Here is a 19,988-nt window from a genome sequence, read left to right as displayed (position 1 = left end):
CCTCGATACCCAGATCACAACCTCATCCCGCCACACCGAACAGCTCCACTCTCGGATCGACCGGCAGGCGCCTCTCGACGCCGCGTTCCACGATCCAGAATTGAATATATACTTACTCTACTATCTTAGGGTGCTTTTTGCGATCACAAATCCGCACACGAATTCACAATTATTAGTAATCAAATAAATTTCCAACGCCGGGATAAACAGCGCATTAACGGGACGTAAAGAAGGGATTTCCACTGAGATTTTTTGAAAAAGAAGCCTGCTTGCGCTGAGTAAAATATTATGCATATACTCGACATGGTTGCATAATAAGAAACCAGAAACACCATGCAAACCCCTTGGCACCCCATCGCCTCCGGCTTCTTAGGAGCCGGCATTTTCGGCCTCCTCCGGGAGACTTATCGTACGCCTGAAGTTGGAGCGAAATTGTGACATCAGCCCCCGAAACCCTGATCGACCTGCTCGACCAGCGCGCGGAATCATCGACCGGGAAATATCATTTCCTGAAGGATGGCCGGGATGTCACGGCAACCACCGGGTACGCCCCGCTTCGCAACCATGCTCAAGCAGTCGCCAACCGGCTGAGGCAGCATGTGGCTGAAGGCAGCCGGGCGCTGCTGCTCTATCCGCCGGGACTCGATGTCCTTCCCGCCTTTTTCGGGTGCCTGAATGCCGGCATCGTCGCGGTTCCGGTGCCGCCGCCGGACGGCGTTCGGCTGAAGCATTCCCTGCCTCGCCTTCAAGGCATCGTCGCGGACGCGGAAGCCGAAGTCATTCTGACGACCGCAGGTCTGCAGCAGGATCTCGAGGCCCGGCTGAGCGAGACCATGCCGCAGGTGCACTGGATCGCGACAGACGTGCTGGAACCGGCCGACGTACCGGATTTTGAACGGCCCGACATCACGCCAGAAAGCATCGCCTATCTGCAATACACATCCGGCTCCACCTCCGCACCGCGCGGCGTCATGCTTTCGCACGGGAATGTGCTCGCCAATCTGGCCTACTTGCAGCAGGGCTTCGCGTGCGACGCGGACAGTGTCTGTGTGACCTGGATGCCCTATTTCCACGATTACGGTCTGGTTGAAGGTTTGCTGCAGCCCATGTTCAGCGGCGCAGATTGCTACGTTCTCTCGCCGCTCACGCTGCTGAAGCGCCCTATCCGCTGGCTGGAGGCGATGGACCGGTTCGGCGGCACCCATACCCATGCCCCCAATTTCGCCTACGAACTCTGCCTGGAACGCATAACCGTGGAGCAACGCGAGACGCTCGACCTGTCACGCTGGCGGGTCGCCGGCAATGGTGCTGAGCCGGTTCGCGCAGAGACCCTGCGCCGTTTCACCGAGGCTTTCGTGCCGCAGGCCTTCCGGGCCGAGACATTCTATCCGGCCTACGGAATGGCAGAGGCGACACTTTTTGTCACCGCCCGCGCCCACGACCGAAGCCCACATGCATCGCGCCTGAGCGCCCAGGCCCTGGAACAGAACCGCGTGGTTCCGGCCGATGACGCAGAACCCAAGAGCACGACACGCACGGTTGTGAGCTGTGGCGTACCCCGGCCCGGGACCGACCTGCGGATCGTCGATCCCGCGACCGGGCGAACATGCCCGCCCGATACGGTTGGTGAGCTCTGGATCTCAAGTCCCAGCGTGGGGCTCGGCTACTGGCAGCGTCCCGAGGAAACCAAGGCGACATTCCGGGCCTGCCTGACCGACAGCCCCGACGCCGGCCCGTTCCTGCGGACAGGCGATCTCGGCTTCCTCAAAGATGGCGAACTCCACATCACCGGGCGCCTGAAAGATCTCATCGTTGTCGCGGGTGTAAACCACTACCCCCAGGATATCGAATGGACCGTTCTGGACGCCTGCCCCGATCTCCGGCGAGAGCATTGCGCGGCATTCTCTGTGGAACGGGATGCCGAGGAACGCCTAATCATTCTCGCCGAGGCGGGAAAGCGCACGAAGGACTGGGAGGAGGCATTCGGCATAATCCGTCAGGCGGTGGCCCGGAGCCATGGTCTGGCGACCGCTGAAATTCTGATCCTTGAGCGCGGGCAGATCCGCAAAACCTCCAGCGGCAAAGTTCAGCGCCGCGCCTGCAGGCAGGCTTCCCTCGACAATGAGCTCAAGTGCGTTGCCCGTTGGAGCCGGGAGCAAGCGTCCAGCGCTCGGACTGATCGTCCGACTGGCCCCGAGCTTCGGGACTGGCTGAGCCGAGAGCTCGGTGGGATGCTGTCAGTTGCACCCGAGACGATCGACCAGCAGGCTCCATTCGCGGAACTCGGCCTCGACTCCCGCTCTGCCGTCGCCCTTGTTGCGGCATTGGAAAACCATCTCGGCAGCGCGACACTTGACCCAACCCTGCTCTGGCAACATCCGACAATCGAGGCGCTATCCGACCGGCTGAGCGGCGCTGAAGCGAAACCGGTGCACGCCCCGGCCGACTCCACCGCCAGTCCGACATCGGAAAAAGCATCCGCTATCGCGATCATCGGCCTTGCCTGTCGTCTGCCCGGCGCTCCCAATGCCAATGCCTATTGGGATCTCCTTAGCAACGGAACCTGCGCCGTTCGGACGGACCCGCGCCTTCCCGGCGTGGAGGCCGGGTTTCTCGAGGGTATTGAAAGCTTCGATGCGTCCTTCTTCGGTCTTTCAGAGAGCGAAGCCCGAAGCATGGACCCGCAGCAGCGCATCCTGCTCGAAGTGGCCTGGCATTCTCTGGAACATGCCGGATTACCGGCGGATCGACTGGAAGGCACGCGGGCCGGCGTGTTCGTTGGAATTTCCTCGGCGGATTTCGCCTTCGATCAGTTCAGCCGGAGTGACGCCGAGGGATTGATGAACGCCTACAGCAGCACCGGCATCGCCTTCAGCATGGCGGCCAACCGGCTTTCCTACCACCTCGATCTGCGCGGGCCGAGCATGGCGATCGACACGGCCTGTTCCTCCTCGCTCGTCGCCGTACACCAGGCATGCCAGAGCCTCCGCGGCGGGGAATGCGACGTCGCACTTGCAGGCGGCGTCAACATCATCGGCGGCCCGCATCTCCAGCTAGCTCTCGAGCGTGCGGGCATGCTCTCCCCGAACTGGAGAAGCCGAACCTTCGCTTTCAATGCGGACGGTTATGTGCGCGGCGAGGGCTGCGGCATGGTGGTCCTCAAGCCACTCGCCGCCGCCGAGCGCGACGGCGACCGCGTACTGGCCGTGATCCGCGGCTCGGCGGTCAACCAGGACGGTCGCAGCAACGGGCTCACCGCTCCCAATCCGCTGGCCCAGCAAAGCGTGATCCGGGACGCGCTCAAATCCTCCGGGCTGGAAGCCGCCGACATCGATTTCGTTGAAACTCACGGTACCGGAACCCGGCTCGGAGACCCCATCGAAGTCGGCGCCCTGCAGTCGGTTCTCGATCAGGCGCGACCAAGCGAACGGCCATGCCTGCTCGGCTCCGCCAAGGCCAATATTGGCCATCTGGAAGCTGCGGCCGGAATCGCCGGACTAATCAAAAGCGTGCTCTGTCTCCGCCATGGCGAAGTCCCGGCGCAACCGAACCTCGATACGGTCAATCCACTGATAAATCTGGATGATTCCGCACTGGAGATACCGCGCGTTTCGACAGGCCTGCCGGAGAGTGCGCGAGCGGCAGTCAGCTCTTTCGGCTTCGGTGGCACCAACGCGAATGTGGTTCTGGAGCAGGCCCCGGATCGGGCACGACCGGAGCTGGAACAGGCCGCGCCGCCGCCGTATCTTCTGACGCTCTCCGCCCGCGATCCACACGCGCTGCGCGACCTCGCCGGCCGATACGCGGCCCTGTGCCGCGAAGAGGTCCCGGCGATCGAAGCGGAACAACTCTGCCGTGCCGCAGCCATGCACCGCCCCCATCTCGATCATCGGCTCGCGGTCATTGGCAACTCGCCCCGCGATTTCGCCGAACGGCTGGAAGCGATCGCCGCCGGTGAGGGCGATCTTCACCGGATGCCGGTCAACCCGCCGTCCGTTGCCTTCCTCTTCACCGGGCAGGGCTCCCAGTCTCTCGATATGGGACGATCCCTCTACGGGCGCCATGCAGGCTTTCGCGCGACCCTGGATCGCTGCGATCAGGTGCTCGCAAACATGCTGGACCGTTCCCTGCTATCGGTCATGTTCGGCAAGGACGAGGATCTGCTGGAGCAGACTGCCTATACCCAGCCCGCCCTCTTCGCGCTCGAATATGCGCTGGCCGAACTCTGGCGCGACTGGGGCATCCGGCCGACGGCTCTTTTGGGCCACAGCGTCGGCGAATATGTAGCCGCCTGCATCGCGGGTGTCTTCGATCTGGAGGCAGGGCTGCAGCTGATAGCGGAACGCGCCCGGCTCATTCAGGGATTGCCACTCGACGGCGCCATGCTGGCCGTAATGGCGGAAGAAGCACAGCTCGCTGAATTCGCCGCGCTGCATGCCGACGATATCTCGGTCGCCGCCGTCAACGGACCCCACAATACCGTGCTCTCAGGGCGGCGCAAAACCCTGGCGCGGGTTCAGGAGAAACTGGAGAGCACGGGCCTTCACAGCCGGTTTCTCCCGGTCTCCCATGCCTTTCATTCTCCGCTGATCGATCCGATCATGGAGCAGTTCCGCGAGGCCGCTTCCCGTTTCGATTTCGAAGCGCCCGCGATCCCGCTGGTCAGCAATCTCGACGGCAAGGTTATGGAGGCGGCTCCCGATGAGGATTACTGGACGCGCCATCTGCGCGGCGCAGTGCGCTTTGCCGATGGTATGGGAAGCCTGGCGGCAGATCACCGCGTCTTTCTCGAAATCGGCCCCAAGCCCCTGCTGACCGCGCTCGGCGCGCAATGTGTCGACGCTCCTGACGCGCTTTGGCTGCCGAGCCTGCGCAATGGTGCGGAGGATTGGTCCTCAATCACGGAAAGCCTCTCATCGCTCTATACCGCCGGCATCACGCCGGACTGGGCGGCCTTCCATGGCAGCTCTTCCGGGCAGGTGACTCCGACGCTCCCGTCATACCCGTTTCGCAATCAAAGCTTTCCACTGCCGCCACGACCGGAACATGGCGATGCCGCTGCGCCCGTGCGCACAGCCTTGGCTTCCAGGCTCGCCGAGCCGCATCACGCAGGAACAATCACAGCAGTTCCGGTAGAGGAATGGGGCTTCGTGCCGCGCTGGAAACAGGTTTCCGCCGCGCCACGCGAAGATCACGATACCTCCGAGTGGCTGCTTTTGGCCGACAAGAGCGGAACCGCGAAAGCTCTGGCGAAAACGCTCAAAAAGGCCGGTGACAGCGTTACCGTTATCGCCGGCCCGGCTCCGGATAGCCTTCCCGATGGAGCAGGCCCCTTGAACATCATGTGTCTCTGGTCGCTGGATCTGAACGCGCCCGACCGCATGACCGATGCAGAAGTCTCCGGCGTTATTTCCGCTCTCACCATTCGGCTTACCGGGCTGGCACAAAATCTGGCGGCGCAGGCTGACCGTCCGCTCAAACTCTATCTGGTCAGCCGTCAGGCTTTCGCCATGGCTGACACAGCGCTTCCGAAGGCGGGCAACGGACTACTGCAGTCCTTCGTCTGGGGACTCGGACGGAGCCTGCGGCACGAGCATCCAGACTGGGACCTCAGCCTGATCGATGTGGACGGATCCCCGCGCGAAGCCGCGTCTCAGCTTTTTGCCGAAATCAGCAGCACCCAGCGGGGGAACGAGATTCTCTGGCGCCAGGAAAAGGCCGCCCCCGTCCGGTTCGAGCTCACGCTTGAGGCTGAGCCACTACCGCGACCGGTGAAAGCGCCTGAGCGAGACGGAACATGGCTGGTAACCGGCGGCCTCGGCCGTCTCGGGCAACACATGGCCGAACGACTGGTAGAGCGAGGGGTACGGCATCTAGCGCTTATCTCCAGAAGCACACCAAAAGGAGACACTGCAAAGCGAATTGAAGAGTGGCGCACACGAGGCATCGAAATTCAGATCGGCGCCATCGATGTCACCGATGCGCCGGCACTCTCGGCATTCGTCGATACTCTGCCAGCACACTGGCCTCCTTTGACTGGGATCCTCCATGCAGCGGGCATCCTGGACGATGGAGTCCTGCATCAGCAATCCGCCGAGCGTGTGCTCGCCGTGATGGCGCCGAAGGTGCTGGGCGGCTGGGCACTCCACCGCCTCGCGGCCAATCACCCGATCCGGCATTTCATGCTGATTTCCTCCGCGAGCGGGTTGCTCGGCAATCCGGGTCAGACCGCCTACGGAGCCGCGAACAGTATGCTGGATGCTCTCGCGCTTTATCGCCGCTGTCGCGGGCTTCCAGCTCAGAGTATCTGCTGGAGTGCCTGGGCTGACGCCTCCCGTGACGCGGCTCTGGCCGACAGACTGGCGCGCCACGGGCTTGCTCCAATCGAGACGGCTCAGGGCCTTGAAGCGATGGATCGAGCGACCGCGCTCGACCTGCCCCATGTGGCGATATTGCCCAGACGAAACGGTGCCCGTCTCGCCCATCCTCTGCTTGATGGCTCCCCACTTCAATCGGGTGAACCGCACCCCGCAAACACTGCCTCGGACAGCCGTCTGACGACGCAATTGCGCATGCTGGCGCCCGAAGAACGACTGGACCGTCTCACGGCCTACATCCTCGAGCAGACCGGCGAGGTTGCCCATACCGGAACGGAGGCACCGGACGCCGATCGCGGGTTCTTCGATCAGGGCCTCGACTCGATGAATGCAATCGAGTTGCGCAATCGTCTGCAGACCGGTCTCGGCGGCGTCCTTCCGGCAACCCTCGCGTTCGATTACCCGACCCCGAAACGGTTAGCGCAGCACTTGCTGGAACGCGCCGGGCTCGACAGTGCGGACCGGACCGTCGCGGCCACGGCCAAAAACACTGACGCGGATACCGGGGACGGGATCGCCATCCTTTCTCTTGGGTGCCGCATACCGGGCGGAGTCAATAATCCAGAAACGTTCTGGACACTTCTCGAGGACGGCGTCGACGCAATCACGGAAATTCCGGGGAACCGCTGGAACGTTGATCGGTATTACAGCGCCGATCCCGAAACGCCCGGAACAATCCAGACGCGCCATGGCGGCTTCATCGACAACATCGATCTTTTCGATCCGGGGTTCTTCGGGATCTCACCGCGCGAGGCGACGCATCTCGACCCGCAGCAGCGTCTCTTGCTGGAGGTTTGCTGGGAAACACTGGAACGCGCGGGCATTCCGCCGAGCAGCCTCGAAGGCAGCCAGACCGGCGTTTTCGTCGGCATCAGCACGAACGATTACCTGCATCGCCTGAACCGTGCGCCCAACCAGATCGACGCCTATCTCGGCACCGGTAACGCACTCAGTGTAGCGGCCAACCGGCTGTCCTTCTTCCTCGGCCTGGAAGGGCCCAGCCTGGCCATCGATACCGCCTGCTCCTCCTCGCTGGTCGCGCTTCACCAAGCCTGCATGAGCCTCCGGAGCGGGGAGACGGATCTGGCAATCGGCGGCGGCGTCAACCTGCTGCTCGACCCGACCGTCAGCATCAACCATTCACGCGCCCGGATGCTGGCGCCTGACGGGCACTGCAAGGCATTCGCCGCCGAGGCCGACGGTTTTGTCCGCTCCGAAGGCTGTGGCCTGGTGGTGTTGAAACGCCTATCGGATGCAGTGCGCGACGGTGACCGGATCATGGCCGTAATCCGGGGCTCCGCCGTCAACCAGGACGGCCGCACGAGCGGCCTGACGGTTCCGAACGGACCGGCGCAGGAGCGGGTCATCCGCCGGGCCCTAGACCAAGCCGGCCTCATGCCGGAGCAGATCGACTATGTCGAAGCGCACGGCACCGGGACCGCCCTCGGTGACCCGATCGAGGCCGGGGCGCTGGATGCCGTGTTTGGCGCGAAAGACCGGGACCGCCCGCTGACCATCGGGTCTGTTAAATCGAATATCGGCCATCTGGAATCCGCCGCCGGAGTGGCTGGATTGCAGAAAATCGTGCTGTCCCTCGCCAATGGTGCAATTCCGCCCAGCCTGCATAGCGCCAACCGCAATCCCAATATCGATTGGGCGCGTGTCGGGCTGCGCCTGCCTGAAGGCACCGAGCCCTGGCCAACATCGGGTGCAGTGCGGCGGGCGGGCGTAAGTTCTTTCGGCTTCGGCGGCACCAATGCTCATCTGGTTGTCGAGCAGGCGCCAGAACCCGCTTCACGCCAAATTCCGGAGTTCAGCCAATACCTGCTGCCCCTCTCGGCGAAAAACCGCCCGGCACTCCGCCAGCTTGCGCAGAGCGTTCTGGAAACGCTGAAGGTAAGCCCGGCGCCGCTTGCCGATCTTTGTTTCACGGCAGCTTGCGGACGCGACCATTTCCCCCACCGCCTCGCCCTTCTCGGCAGCGATAAACCTGCGCTGATCGCAGCGCTGGAAAACTGGCTGGAAGGCCGAAGCGACGAAGGCGCTATTGCGCGTGACGGCGCAGTCACACGGCAACGCTCCACAGCGGAGAAAATCTCTGCCGGTCATGCCGGTCCCGTTGCCTGGCGCATCCTGGCAGGACGCTACGCCGACGGCGAGAACCCGGACTGGTCAGCGCTTTATGCCGGATTACCGCTGCGCCGCACCGATCTACCGGGCCACCCCTTCGAGCGGCAACGCTACTGGGTCGAGGCCGAAAACGAGCGGCTTAGCGCATCGCCCGCTACCTACAAGGTGAATTGGGAACTCGTCGCGCCAGCCACGGAAGAGTCCGCTCCTCCGCGTGGCAACTGGCTGATCCTGGCTGACGAGAGCGGCATGGGGCAGGCGTTGGCAAATGAGCTTGAAGCACGCGGCGGTGACGATATGCGCTGTACGTTGATCTTCAAAGCGCCCCTCAACGGACATCGCCGCAACCTCGTTCCGGGAGACGAGGCCGCCGCGCGCGCTCTGCTGGGGGAGTTGGGACCGCTTGAGGGCATTGTCCATCTCTGGAGCCTCGACGGCTCGGGCACCGACGGCCTGACATCCAAAAGCCTCATCGATGAGACGGGCGGCGGTCTCGCAAGCCTGCCGCCGCTGACGCGCGCCTTGCTGGAGCTCCCTGATCCGCCCCGGCTCTGGCTGCTGACACGCGACGCGGTCGACGCATGTCCGGAAGACCGGCTCGAAGGTCTGGCCCATGCGCAGATCTGGGGCTTTGGCCGTAGCATTGCGCTGGAAGCGCCGCACATCTGGGGCGGGTTGATCGACCTCCCACTCTCGGACGACTTGCCTCGGACGGCATCCCGGATAGCGGATGCACTAACCAGCAAGGAAGGCGAAAACGAAGCAGCCCTGCGGGACGGACAGTTCCTCGTACCGCGGCTCCGCTCTGCAGAACCGGTCCCACAGCACACAGTCTCCATCCGGGCCGATGCGAGTTATCTCATCACCGGTGGTTTCGGCAGCCTTGGCCGTGCCATCGGCCTTTGGCTGGCGCAGCAGGGAGCGGGGCGCATCCTGCTGACAGGGCGCCAAGGCGCACAATCAGCGGTCGCGCGCGAGCATGTAACGGCACTTCAGGATCTGGGCGCCACCGTGGAAACGGCCGCACTCGATGTCTCCGATGCGGAATCCCTGGCCGCGCTGATCGCGGAGTGGGGGCAGAACGGCCCGCCTCTCCGGGGCGTGATCCATGCCGCCGGCATCGGAGAGGCTCGAAACCTTGCCGACCTGACCTGGCCAGATTGTGCCGCCGTGATCACCGGGAAGGCCGGTGGTGCCTGGGCGCTCCACACTGCAACAGCCGGAGAGAAACTGGATTTTTTCCTCAGCTGCGGATCGATCGCGGGGCTCTGGGGTGGACAAAAACAAGCCTCTTACGCAGCAGCGAACACATTCCTCGACGGGTTGGCAGCCTTCCGCCGTGCCCGGGGTCTTTGCGGCGCGAGCCTCGATCTCGGCCCCCTATCGGACACCGGCATGGTGAACGAAGAGACTGGTCGCGAATTGCACCGGATGGGTCTTGAACCATTCCCGGCGGACCGCCTCCTAGAACGACTCCCAGAGCTTTTGAACCCGGCGGAGACCTGCACAGCACTCGTTACCGCAGACTGGGCGCGTTTCGCGGAGCTCTATCGCAGTCAAAGGCCCACGGGCTTGTTCGACCCGGTTCTCACCGACAGGGCGACGCCACAAGCCTCACCGGAACCGACCTCCGTCACTCGCGAGGTCTCGCAAAATCGCAAAGAGCCGGATCAGTCACCCCGCGACTGGCTTGCGGCCACCATGAGCGAAGTTCTGCGCATTCCGCCGGACCGGCTCGCCACCGACACACCGCTGCCGATGCTCGGGCTCGATTCCCTGCTCGCCATAGAAATCCGTACCCTCATTGAGCGGGAGCTCGGTTTGACAATCGGCCTGCCGGACCTTCTCGGCAGCCACAGCCTGAACGATCTGGCCGAGCGCCTTGCGCGGAATCTCCCGGCCGGAGCCGCCCCCCATGAATCAGACAACACGTGGATCGCAGGTCAGATATGACAATTGCAGAATTTGTAAAAAGCCTGGCAGAGCGCCGGGTCGAGCTTTCCGTGACCGAAGGTCAGATCCGTTATCACGGCCCGAGCGAAGCCCTCGACGACGAAGTGCTGACCGAAATCCGCGACCGGAAGTCCGACCTGATCGACTATCTGGGCCGCGCATCGGACGCGTTTCCGGAAGATTCGCGCCCCGGAGCGGAACAGCTTTCAATCGGCCAGGAGGCGCTCTGGTTCCTCTACGAGCTCGACCGGCGGAGCATCGCCTACAACACCCTGTTCGCTGCCAGGATGAGGCGCGATCTCGACATAGGGGCACTTCAAACAGCGATCGACAAGCTGACGGAACGGCATGACGGACTCCGCAGCCGGTTTGCCTCCGCCGGAGGCAAGCCCTTCCGCAACATAACGCCGCCCGCGCCCGTCGATATCGAGGTCACGGACGTCACCGGCTGGAGCCCGGCAGAGGTCGAAGCTGCGATTTCGGAATTCGCCGATATTCCGTTCGATCTCGAAGTGAGCCCACCCGTCCGCTGGCACTTGTTCACCGGTGTGAGCAACGGCACGCTGCCGACGCCGGTTCTCGCCTTCGTGGCCCATCACATCACAGTCGATTTCCGTTCCCTCGAAATCCTCATGGCTGAGCTTTCCAGCCTTTATCGTGCGGAGTGCGGGGATGAGCCGGCAACACTGCCGCCCCTGCCCTGGACGAGCCGCGACTATGCCGAACGATCGCGGGCGGCCCTCGCCGCCCCATCGGGAAAGCGCGACGAAGCCTATTGGCTGGACAAGCTGGGCGGCGAGCTTCCCGTGCTCGATCTTCCGACGGACGCACCACGTCCGCCCCGGCAGAACTATGCAGGGGCCACCCGGATCCAGGATCTGAACCCGGTGCTCAGCGAGAAAATCAGTGAGGCGGCCCGGCGTCTTCAGGTAACACCCTACGTCCTCCTGCTCGGGATATTCGGTCTCTTGCTCCGCCGGTATAGCGGTCAGCGCGAAATCCTGATCGGCTCACCAATGCTCGGGCGTACCCAGCCGGAACTGAAGGATCTTGTTGGATATTTCGTCAATCCGGTGACCCTGCGCCTTGAGGTGACCGACGATCTGACCGGGCCGGACTATCTCGCGGGGCTGCGCGAAACCGTTCTCGGTGCGCTGGAGCATCAATCCTATCCATTCCCGCTTCTGGTCGAACGGCTGCAGCCAGAGCGCGACCCCAGCCGCTCCCCTCTGTTTCAGGTCGCCTTTGTCTACGAGCGCGAAACCGGAACGCCGCTCCTTGAACAGGGCCTTTTCAGCGAGTTGCTGATCGGCGGCCAACGCGGCGCGGTATTCGACCTGACGCTGACCGCCCTCGACCGGACGGAGGGTTTCCGCCTGACCTGGGAATATGCCAGCGCCCTCTTCGAAGCCGACACAATCGCCCGCATGCAAGGCCATTTCGAGCGGCTGTTGGAAGCGCTACTGGATCAGCCGGAGCAGTCACTTCAGAACCTCCCCTTGCTCTCGGAGACGGAAGCCGCCCGGATCCGGGACTGGAACAGGACTGACTGTCCGGTGCCGCCGGCTGCAAACCTGGTCGAGCTGATCGCCGCAAAGGTCGCCGCATGTCCGGATGCCGTCGCCGTCGACACCGGCGACACGCGATTGAGTTATGCAGAACTCGACGCCCGGGCCTGCAGGCTGGCGCGTCATCTCCAGGAACGCGGTGTTGGCGCGAACAGCGTGGTGGCGATCGCCCTGCCGCGTTCCGCTGAACAATTGGTCGCTGTCCTCGGCGTATTGCGGGCTGGCGGTGCTTGCCTGCCCGTCGATCCGGAAGATCCAGCAGAGCGTATCGGCTTTCTTCTTCGGGAAAGCGAGGCGGCACTTCTCCTTACCGATCCGGCAGGCAAGGAAAAGATGCCGGACGATGCCGCACCCGTCGTCACTCTCACCCCGGACGACCCGATCTTGACCACCGGCAACGCGGAAGCGCCCGTCTGCCCCGCAGGTCCTGAAGATCTGGTTTATGTGTTGTTCACCTCGGGCTCCACAGGCCGGCCGAAAGCTGTCGCCATGCCGCACCGGGCGCTCGTCAATCTCACTGGCTGGCAATTGACACAGACCGGTTTGGAGAGCCCGGCACGCACCCTTCAATACACGCCGCTGACCTTCGATGTCGCGTTTCAGGAAATCGCTTCGACCTGGTGTTCCGGCGGAACGCTGGTGCTGATCGACGAGACTCGCCGCCGCGATGGCCGCGCCCTGCTCGACTGGATTGACACCCGGAATGTCGAGCGTGCCTTTATGCCCTTCGTCGCGCTGCAGCACCTGGCGGAGAGTGCCGGAGAAAAAGCGCTTCCCGCGTGCCTCCAAGACATCGTGACCGCGGGCGAACAATTGCGGATCACGCCCGCAATTAGGGCGGTCTTCCAGCGCAGCACCTGCCGCCTGCATAACCATTACGGCCCGACCGAAAGCCATGTCGCGACCGCCTATTGCCTGCCTGAAGAGGTGGCGGAATGGGACGATCTGCCGCCGATTGGACAGCCGGTCGGCAATGTCGCGATCCATCTTCTGGACAAGACCGGCCAGCCGGTTCCGGTCGGCGTTCCGGGCGAGCTTTGCATCGCCGGTCCGTGCCTCGCCAACGGCTATCTGAAACGTCCGGACCTCACCTCCGAACGTTTCGTGGACCATCCGGAACATGGACGAATTTACCGGACCGGGGACTTCGCCCGGTGGCGCGCGGACGGGCTGATCGACTATCTCGGACGCCGCGATGATCAAGTCAAACTGCGTGGCGTCCGCGTCGAGCTCGGCGAGATTGAGGCCGTTTTGAGCAGACACCCCGCTGTCGGCGAGGCCGCCGTCATCCTGACGGGCACCGCCGCTTCCAGGCGCCTCGCCGCCTATGTAGCCCCATCTGACGGGACAACCGCCTCCAACTCGCTGCAAGCAGATCTCATGGATCATCTGTGCGCGAACCTGTCGGCACCAATGGTTCCCGGCAGCCTGACCCTGCTTCCGGAACTTCCGAAAACCTCCAGCGGCAAACTCAATCGCCGCGCGCTCCCCAAGCCGTCGGTTGAAGCGGATGAGGCATTCATCGCCCCACGCAACGAAGCCGAGGCACTTCTGGCTGAAATCTGGTCCGATCTGCTCGGCCATGACCGGGTCGGGATAACCGCCAACTTCTTCGAACTGGGCGGCCATTCCCTGATCGCCATGCGTCTCGTCACCCGTCTGCGCGACAGTTTCGACGTGGACCTGCCTCTCAGCGCCTTGTTCGAGGCGCCGACAATCGCCGGACTGGCGGAACGGATCGAACAGCTCCGGGACGGCGAACGCCTGCCGCCCATCACACACGCGCCGGATGCCAGCACCGCGCCCCTCTCCTTCGCCCAGCGCCGGCTGTGGTTTCTGGAACAGCTTGAGGGTCCGAGTGCCACCTACAACATGCCGGCAACGCTGGAGTTGCGCGGCTCACTCGACGCGAGCGCACTTGGCGCTGCAGCCCGGGCGCTGGTCGCACGGCACACCGGCCTCAGAAACCGTTTCCCCTCCTCCAAGGGAGACCCCGTGGCGGAGGTGATCGCGCCCTATGATCCGCTGCGCGTCACGGATCTGACGTCGCTATCTGCCAGCGAACGTGAGGCCGAGGCCCAGCGCCTGGCCCTCAGCCATGGCTCCCAGCCCTTCGACCTTTCCGAAGGCCCGCTCTTCCGTCTGCATCTGCTGCGTTTTGACGATCAGACTCACTGGCTGCTCTTCAACATTCATCACATCGTCAGCGATGGTTGGACCATCGACATCCTCGTGCGCGATATCTCCGCTCTCTACCGAGCGGAAACACAGGGCAAGACCGCCGATCTGACGAGTCTGGCCATCACATACGGTGATTTTGCCAGCTGGCAAAACGAGTGGCTGCAAGGTGAGCCGCTGACGCGCCAGCTCGACCATTGGACCGCTGAGCTCGACGGCGCGCCGACCCTGATTGAGCTGCCGTCCGACCGCCCTCATCCGAAGACGCGCAGCTATCGCGGCGGCCTCCTTACACGCACTCTGGACGCCGGTCTCACCGAAAAGATACGGGGCTTCAACCGAGCCCACGGCGCGACGGATTTCATGACCCTGATCTCCGCCTTCGGCCTCCTCCTGTCGCGCTATAGCGGACAGCATGATCTCCTGATCGGCTCCCCGGTCGCCAACCGTCGCCTGCGCGAATGCGAAGATCTGGCGGGCATGTTCGTCAATACCCTCGCGCTCCGCTGGCGCGACGACGACGCATCTGATTTTGCCGCACTCGTTGCCGAGACCCGGCGCCGCTGTCTTCGTGCCTACGCCAACCAAGACCTGCCCTTCGAGCTGCTGGTTGACCATCTGCAGCCGGAGCGGAGCCTGATGCACAGCCCGCTTTTCCAAGTGATGTTCGCGATGCAGAACGCGCCGCTGGAACACCTGGTTCTAGATGGCGTTGAAACCTGTCTTCTGGCGCCACCGGTCACGGTGTCGAAATTCGACCTGACGCTCTATGTCGAGCCGAGTGACGACGGCTTCGTCACGTGCTGGGAATATAACGCCGACATTTTCGACGAGGCCCGCATCCAACGGATGACCGGCCATTTCGAGCAACTTCTGCAAAGCGCGCTGGTCAATCCCGAGGAAACTCTCGCCGGCATAGAGTTGCTCACCAAACAGGAGCACCACGACATCGCCTGCTGGCGTGACGGCCCGGAGGTGGATCTCGACGCGAAAACCCTGGTCGACGCCATAGAGGAACGGGCCGCCCTCCAGCCGAACGCGCCGGCCTTGGTCGACCGGCGGGAGAGCCTCGATTACGCAGAGGTCAATGCGAGCGCCAACCAGCTCGCGCACTATCTCAGCCAGCAGGGCATCGGGCGCGGAGATATCGTCGCGCTTTGCCTCGAGCCCGGTCCGGAGGCGGTGGTCGCACTGCTTGGCATCGTGAAAGCAGGCGCCGCATATCTGCCGCTCGATCCGGCCTATCCGGTCGACCGGCTGGACGCCATGCTTTCCGGCTCGAAGGCCCGACTGGTTCTGAGCAAGGGCGATCTGGCGGACCGGCTGCCATCTGCGGCTGAAATCTGCCGGTTGGACGCAATCGCCGCAGTGCTCGCGGAAGAGAGCATCGACAATCCGGCCACCCGTCCCGGACCGGACGATCTGCTCTATGTCATCTACACGTCAGGCTCCACCGGCGCGCCCAAAGGCGCCGGGGTCTACCACAGGGGCTTCGCCAACCTGGTGCAATGGTATTGCACAGCGCTGGATCTGGGCGAGGGTGATCGCGGCCTGCTGGTCAGCGCGCTTGGTTTCGACCTGACACAGAAAAACCTGTTTGCGCCGTTGGTCGCCGGTGCCGCTCTTCACTTCCCCGAACCCGGCATCGGCTATGACCCGGCGACCCTTCGCAACACCATCGCGGAAGACGCGATCACCTGGATCAACTGTACACCAAGTGCCTTCTACCCTCTGGTGGAAGGGGACGATTACGTCCCGCTCGCTTCTCTCCGCCACGTCATACTCGGCGGTGAACCGATCCAGACGGACCAGCTGCGCGACTGGCTGGCTGCTCCGACCTGCCTGGCGACGGTGCTGAACAGTTATGGCCCGACGGAATGTACCGATGTCGCGGTGGCGGGTCCACTTGACCCAACCTCGGACGCGGCAGGAGTCCCACTCGGCCGTCCAATTAACAATGTCCGGGTCCTTCTCCTCGATCCGAACGGTGCGCCAGTGCCGGAGGGCTTGCCGGGCGAGCTTTTCATCGGCGGGATCGGCGTCGGCGCCGGCTATCTCGGACAGCCGGATCTCACCGAGGCCAAATTCATCGACATGAAAGTCGACGGCCGCACCGGACGCTACTACGCGACCGGCGATCTCGCCTGCTGGCGCGCCGATGGAACGCTCGACTATCTCGGCCGCCGCGATCAGCAGATCAAGCTGCGCGGTTTCCGGGTCGAGCTGGAAGAGATCGAGACCGCATTGCGCGCAGATCCGCGCGTGAAGGACGCTGCGGTCGTCGTCTCGCAAACCGGCGCGCAGGAGCAATTGGTCGGATATCTGGCAGCCGATGCAGAACTGGACCCGGAGGAGTTGCGTCCGGCCCTGGAACTGCGCCTGCCAGCCTATATGGTTCCATCCCGGCTGATCCGTCTCGACGGTCTGCCGGTCACGCCAAACGGCAAGCTCGACCGCCGCACGCTGGCGAGCCTGACAGTGGCACCGCGCGGCGCCAGGCCGCCGCGCGGACAGACCGAATCCGTGCTATCCGAAATCTGGGCCGGGCTTCTCGGCCTCGATGCAATCGACCGCGAGGCGAACTTCTTTTCCATCGGCGGCCATTCCCTACTGGCAGTCCAGCTGCTCGCCCGCGTCACGGACACATTCGGGATCGAGCTGTCCTTGCGCGAGCTGTTCGAGAAACCAACCCTTTCCGGGCTTGCTTCCCTGATCGAGGCGAGCCGAAACCTGACACGGCCCGATATCACGCCTCTCCCCGACGGAGAGCATCCGGAGCCCTCCTTCGCGCAACAGCGCCTGATGTTCCTCGATCAACTCGAAGGGCCGAGTACCGCCTACAGCATGCCTGCCGCACTCGAACTCCGGGGCGATCTGGACCGCGTCGCCCTCCGCCGGGCCCTGGCGGCGCTCGTCACCCGGCATGACAGCCTGAGGCTCTGCTTCTCGTTCGAGGCCGGCCGCCCGGTCGCGCGTTACCTCGATGCCTACGACCCACTGACGGAACTGGACCTGAGCGATCGTCTGGAGGTAGACGCGGAAACCGAAGCCCTGCGCCTCGCCGATGAACATTCCGGCGCGCCGTTCGATCTCGCCAGCGGACCTTTGTTCCGGCTCAAGCTGATCACCCTGGCTCCGGAGCGGCACCGCCTGCTCTTCAACATGCACCACATCATCAGCGACGGCTGGTCCATCGACCTTCTGATCGGCGATCTTGCCCGTCTCTACACGGCCTTCCGCATGGGATCGGAAGCAATCCCGCCCGCGCCTGCGCTGAACTATTCCGGCTATGCCAGATGGCAGAACCAGTGGCTCCGCGACGAGACGCTGGAACGCGAAATGACCTTCTGGCGCGATCACCTCACCGGGGCGCCGGAGCTGCTCAATCTCCCGACCGATCATCCCCGCCCCGCTGTCCAGATCCGCGATGGCGGCGCCGTGCCTCTGCATATCGACGGCGAGCTCGGCGGAGCGCTGCGAGCACTCGCGCGCGGGAATGACGCCACCCTCTTCATGGTCCTGCTGGCAGCCTACGACCTGCTGCTGTTCCGCTTCAGCGGAGAGCGCGATATCAGTGTCGGCGTTCCCGTAGCCAACCGGGGGGACAGCAGGCTCGAAGACATTGTGGGGCTGTTCCTCAACACCCTCGTCATGCGCACGGAAGTGCCCAATAGCGGGAGTTTCCGGGACTTCCTGTCAGAAATCCGGCAGGCGACTTTCGCCGCCTATGCCCACCAGGATGTGCCTTTCGAATATCTTGTCGAGCAGCTCCGACCGGCCCGCTCCCTCAGCCACAATCCTCTGTTCCAGGTGATGATCAATCTGGTCAACACACGGCGCGAGCAGATCACGCTGGACGGCCTGAAGGTGGAGCAGACCGGTCAGGCAGACGATTTCCTGGCCAAGTTCGATCTGAACCTGAGTTTCACAGAACAGCCGGACGGCTCGCTCGACGGAGAGCTACAATATAATGCGGCCTTGTTCGAGCATGAGACGGCCGCCTTCCTCGGCGACTGTTTCCTCACTCTCTTGCGCGCAATAACGGCAGAGCCGGACGAGCCCCTGACGGAAGTATTGCTCTATCGCGACGAACCTACGGCGCGGCGCGAGATGCCGGAACCGACGGGAGCACCCGTCCGTTTCGGGTCGATCGAACGCTCAATTCCAAACCGCTTCGCCGAACAGGTGGCCCGGCACCGTGATCGCATCGCGGTCCAGACGCCGACGCAATCGCTCACATATGGCGCGCTGGATCTGGAAAGCCGGCGCCTCGCCGCCGCACTGCTGGAGCATCCAGAGTGCAAGCGGGTAGCCCTGCTGCTGCCGCACGACACCAGTATGGCGATCAGCATGCTCGGCGTGCTGCAAGCCGGACGGACCTATGTCCCACTCGATCCGTCGCAACCGCAGCAAAGACTGCAGACGATCCTCGAAGATGTCGGCGCCGAGATCATCCTCTGCACAGCCGAGCACGAAGAGCGCGCCGCAACACTCGCGGGAGCGGGCTGCACCTTGATTTCGCTCGACCGGCTGGACCAGATTCCCGCAACCGAACTTCCCGACCTCTCCCCCGACAGTGTCGCTTATCTACTCTACACCTCCGGCTCGACCGGACGACCGAAGGGCGTGGTGCAGAACCATCGCAACGTGCTCCACTTCATCCGGCGTTATACCGAAAATCTGCGGCTCACCTCCGACGACCGGCTGCTCCAGGTCGCCTCCTACGCTTTCGACGCTGCGGTGATGGATTTTTACGGCGCCCTTCTCAACGGCGCCACGCTCTGCCTCTTCGACGCGCGCAACCAGTCCATTGCTGATTCCGCGCCCTGGCTGGAGCAGGAGGGCGTCACCATCTGGCATTCGACGCCGAGTGTCTTCCGCGCCTTCGCTGCCGATCTGGAGACCCGCCTGCCGTCAATCCGGCTCGTGGTCATGGGGGGAGAGGCCGTCAGCCGGGCGGATTTCGAAACCTTCAGGCAACGGTTCGAGCCCGGCACCCTCTTCGTCAACGGCCTCGGTCCGACTGAGTCGACCGTGACTCTGCAATTCTTCGCCGATCATGAAACCGATCTGCACCGCCATTCGGTGCCTGTCGGTTATCCGGTCGACGGCATGGGCATCGAACTCCTCGACGAGACCGGCGCACCGGCGGACCTGTTCGGTGAAATCGCGATCTGCAGCCCGCATGTCGCGCTCGGCTATTGGCAGCAGGAGTCCGCCGCATTCGAAGTGGACCCGGCACGACCCGGCGCTATCCGATACCGCAGTGGGGACATGGCCCGCCGTCTGCCGGACGGCAGCCTGGAAATGGTCGGACGCCGCGACGGCCAGATCAAGCTGCGCGGCTTCCGCATCGAACTCGGAGAGATCGAAGCGGTTCTCCGCAGCCACCCTGATATTCGCGAAGCGGCAGCCATACTCTACACGCCGGAAGGAACAACGGCCGAACCGAGACTGGTTGCCTATCTAACCGGAACGGCAAACTCGGGAACTGCCCTTGCATGGTGCCGGGAACAGCTCCCGAGCTACATGGTGCCGTCCGAGGTGACCGTTCTCGACGCCTTGCCTCTGACGGTCACAGGCAAGCTCGACCGCAAGGCGCTGCCCGTGCCGGAGGTGGTTGAGCGGGCTGGTTCGGGTGCGCCCGTGACGCCGGGCGAGGAGCTGCTCGCGGGCCTCTGGGCGGACGTGCTCAAGACTGGCATTGTCGGCCGAGGGGATAACTTCTTCGATCTCGGCGGGCATTCCCTGCTGGCGACACAGCTGCTCTCCCGGATCCGTG

Annotated in this window: 2 protein-coding genes; both read left to right on the top strand. The window is 63.6% G+C overall.

Annotated elements, in window-relative coordinates:
* Positions 1-434 precede the first annotated feature (434 nt).
* A complete protein-coding gene (locus VOI22_RS13700) occupies positions 435-10,460 on the top strand; it encodes an SDR family NAD(P)-dependent oxidoreductase (RefSeq protein WP_323797026.1) in 10,026 nt (3,341 codons plus the stop codon).
* The coding region (locus VOI22_RS13695; RefSeq protein WP_323797025.1) for a non-ribosomal peptide synthetase at positions 10,457-19,988 on the top strand (9,532 nt) is incomplete at its 3' end. The genes VOI22_RS13700 and VOI22_RS13695, both read left to right, overlap by 4 nt.

Origin of the sequence: Nisaea sp., from assembly GCF_034670185.1 — a bacterium.
Lineage (GTDB): Bacteria > Pseudomonadota > Alphaproteobacteria > Thalassobaculales > Thalassobaculaceae > Nisaea.
Note: the sequence above shows the minus strand (reverse complement) of the source record. Positions and strands in the feature narration are given on the sequence as shown.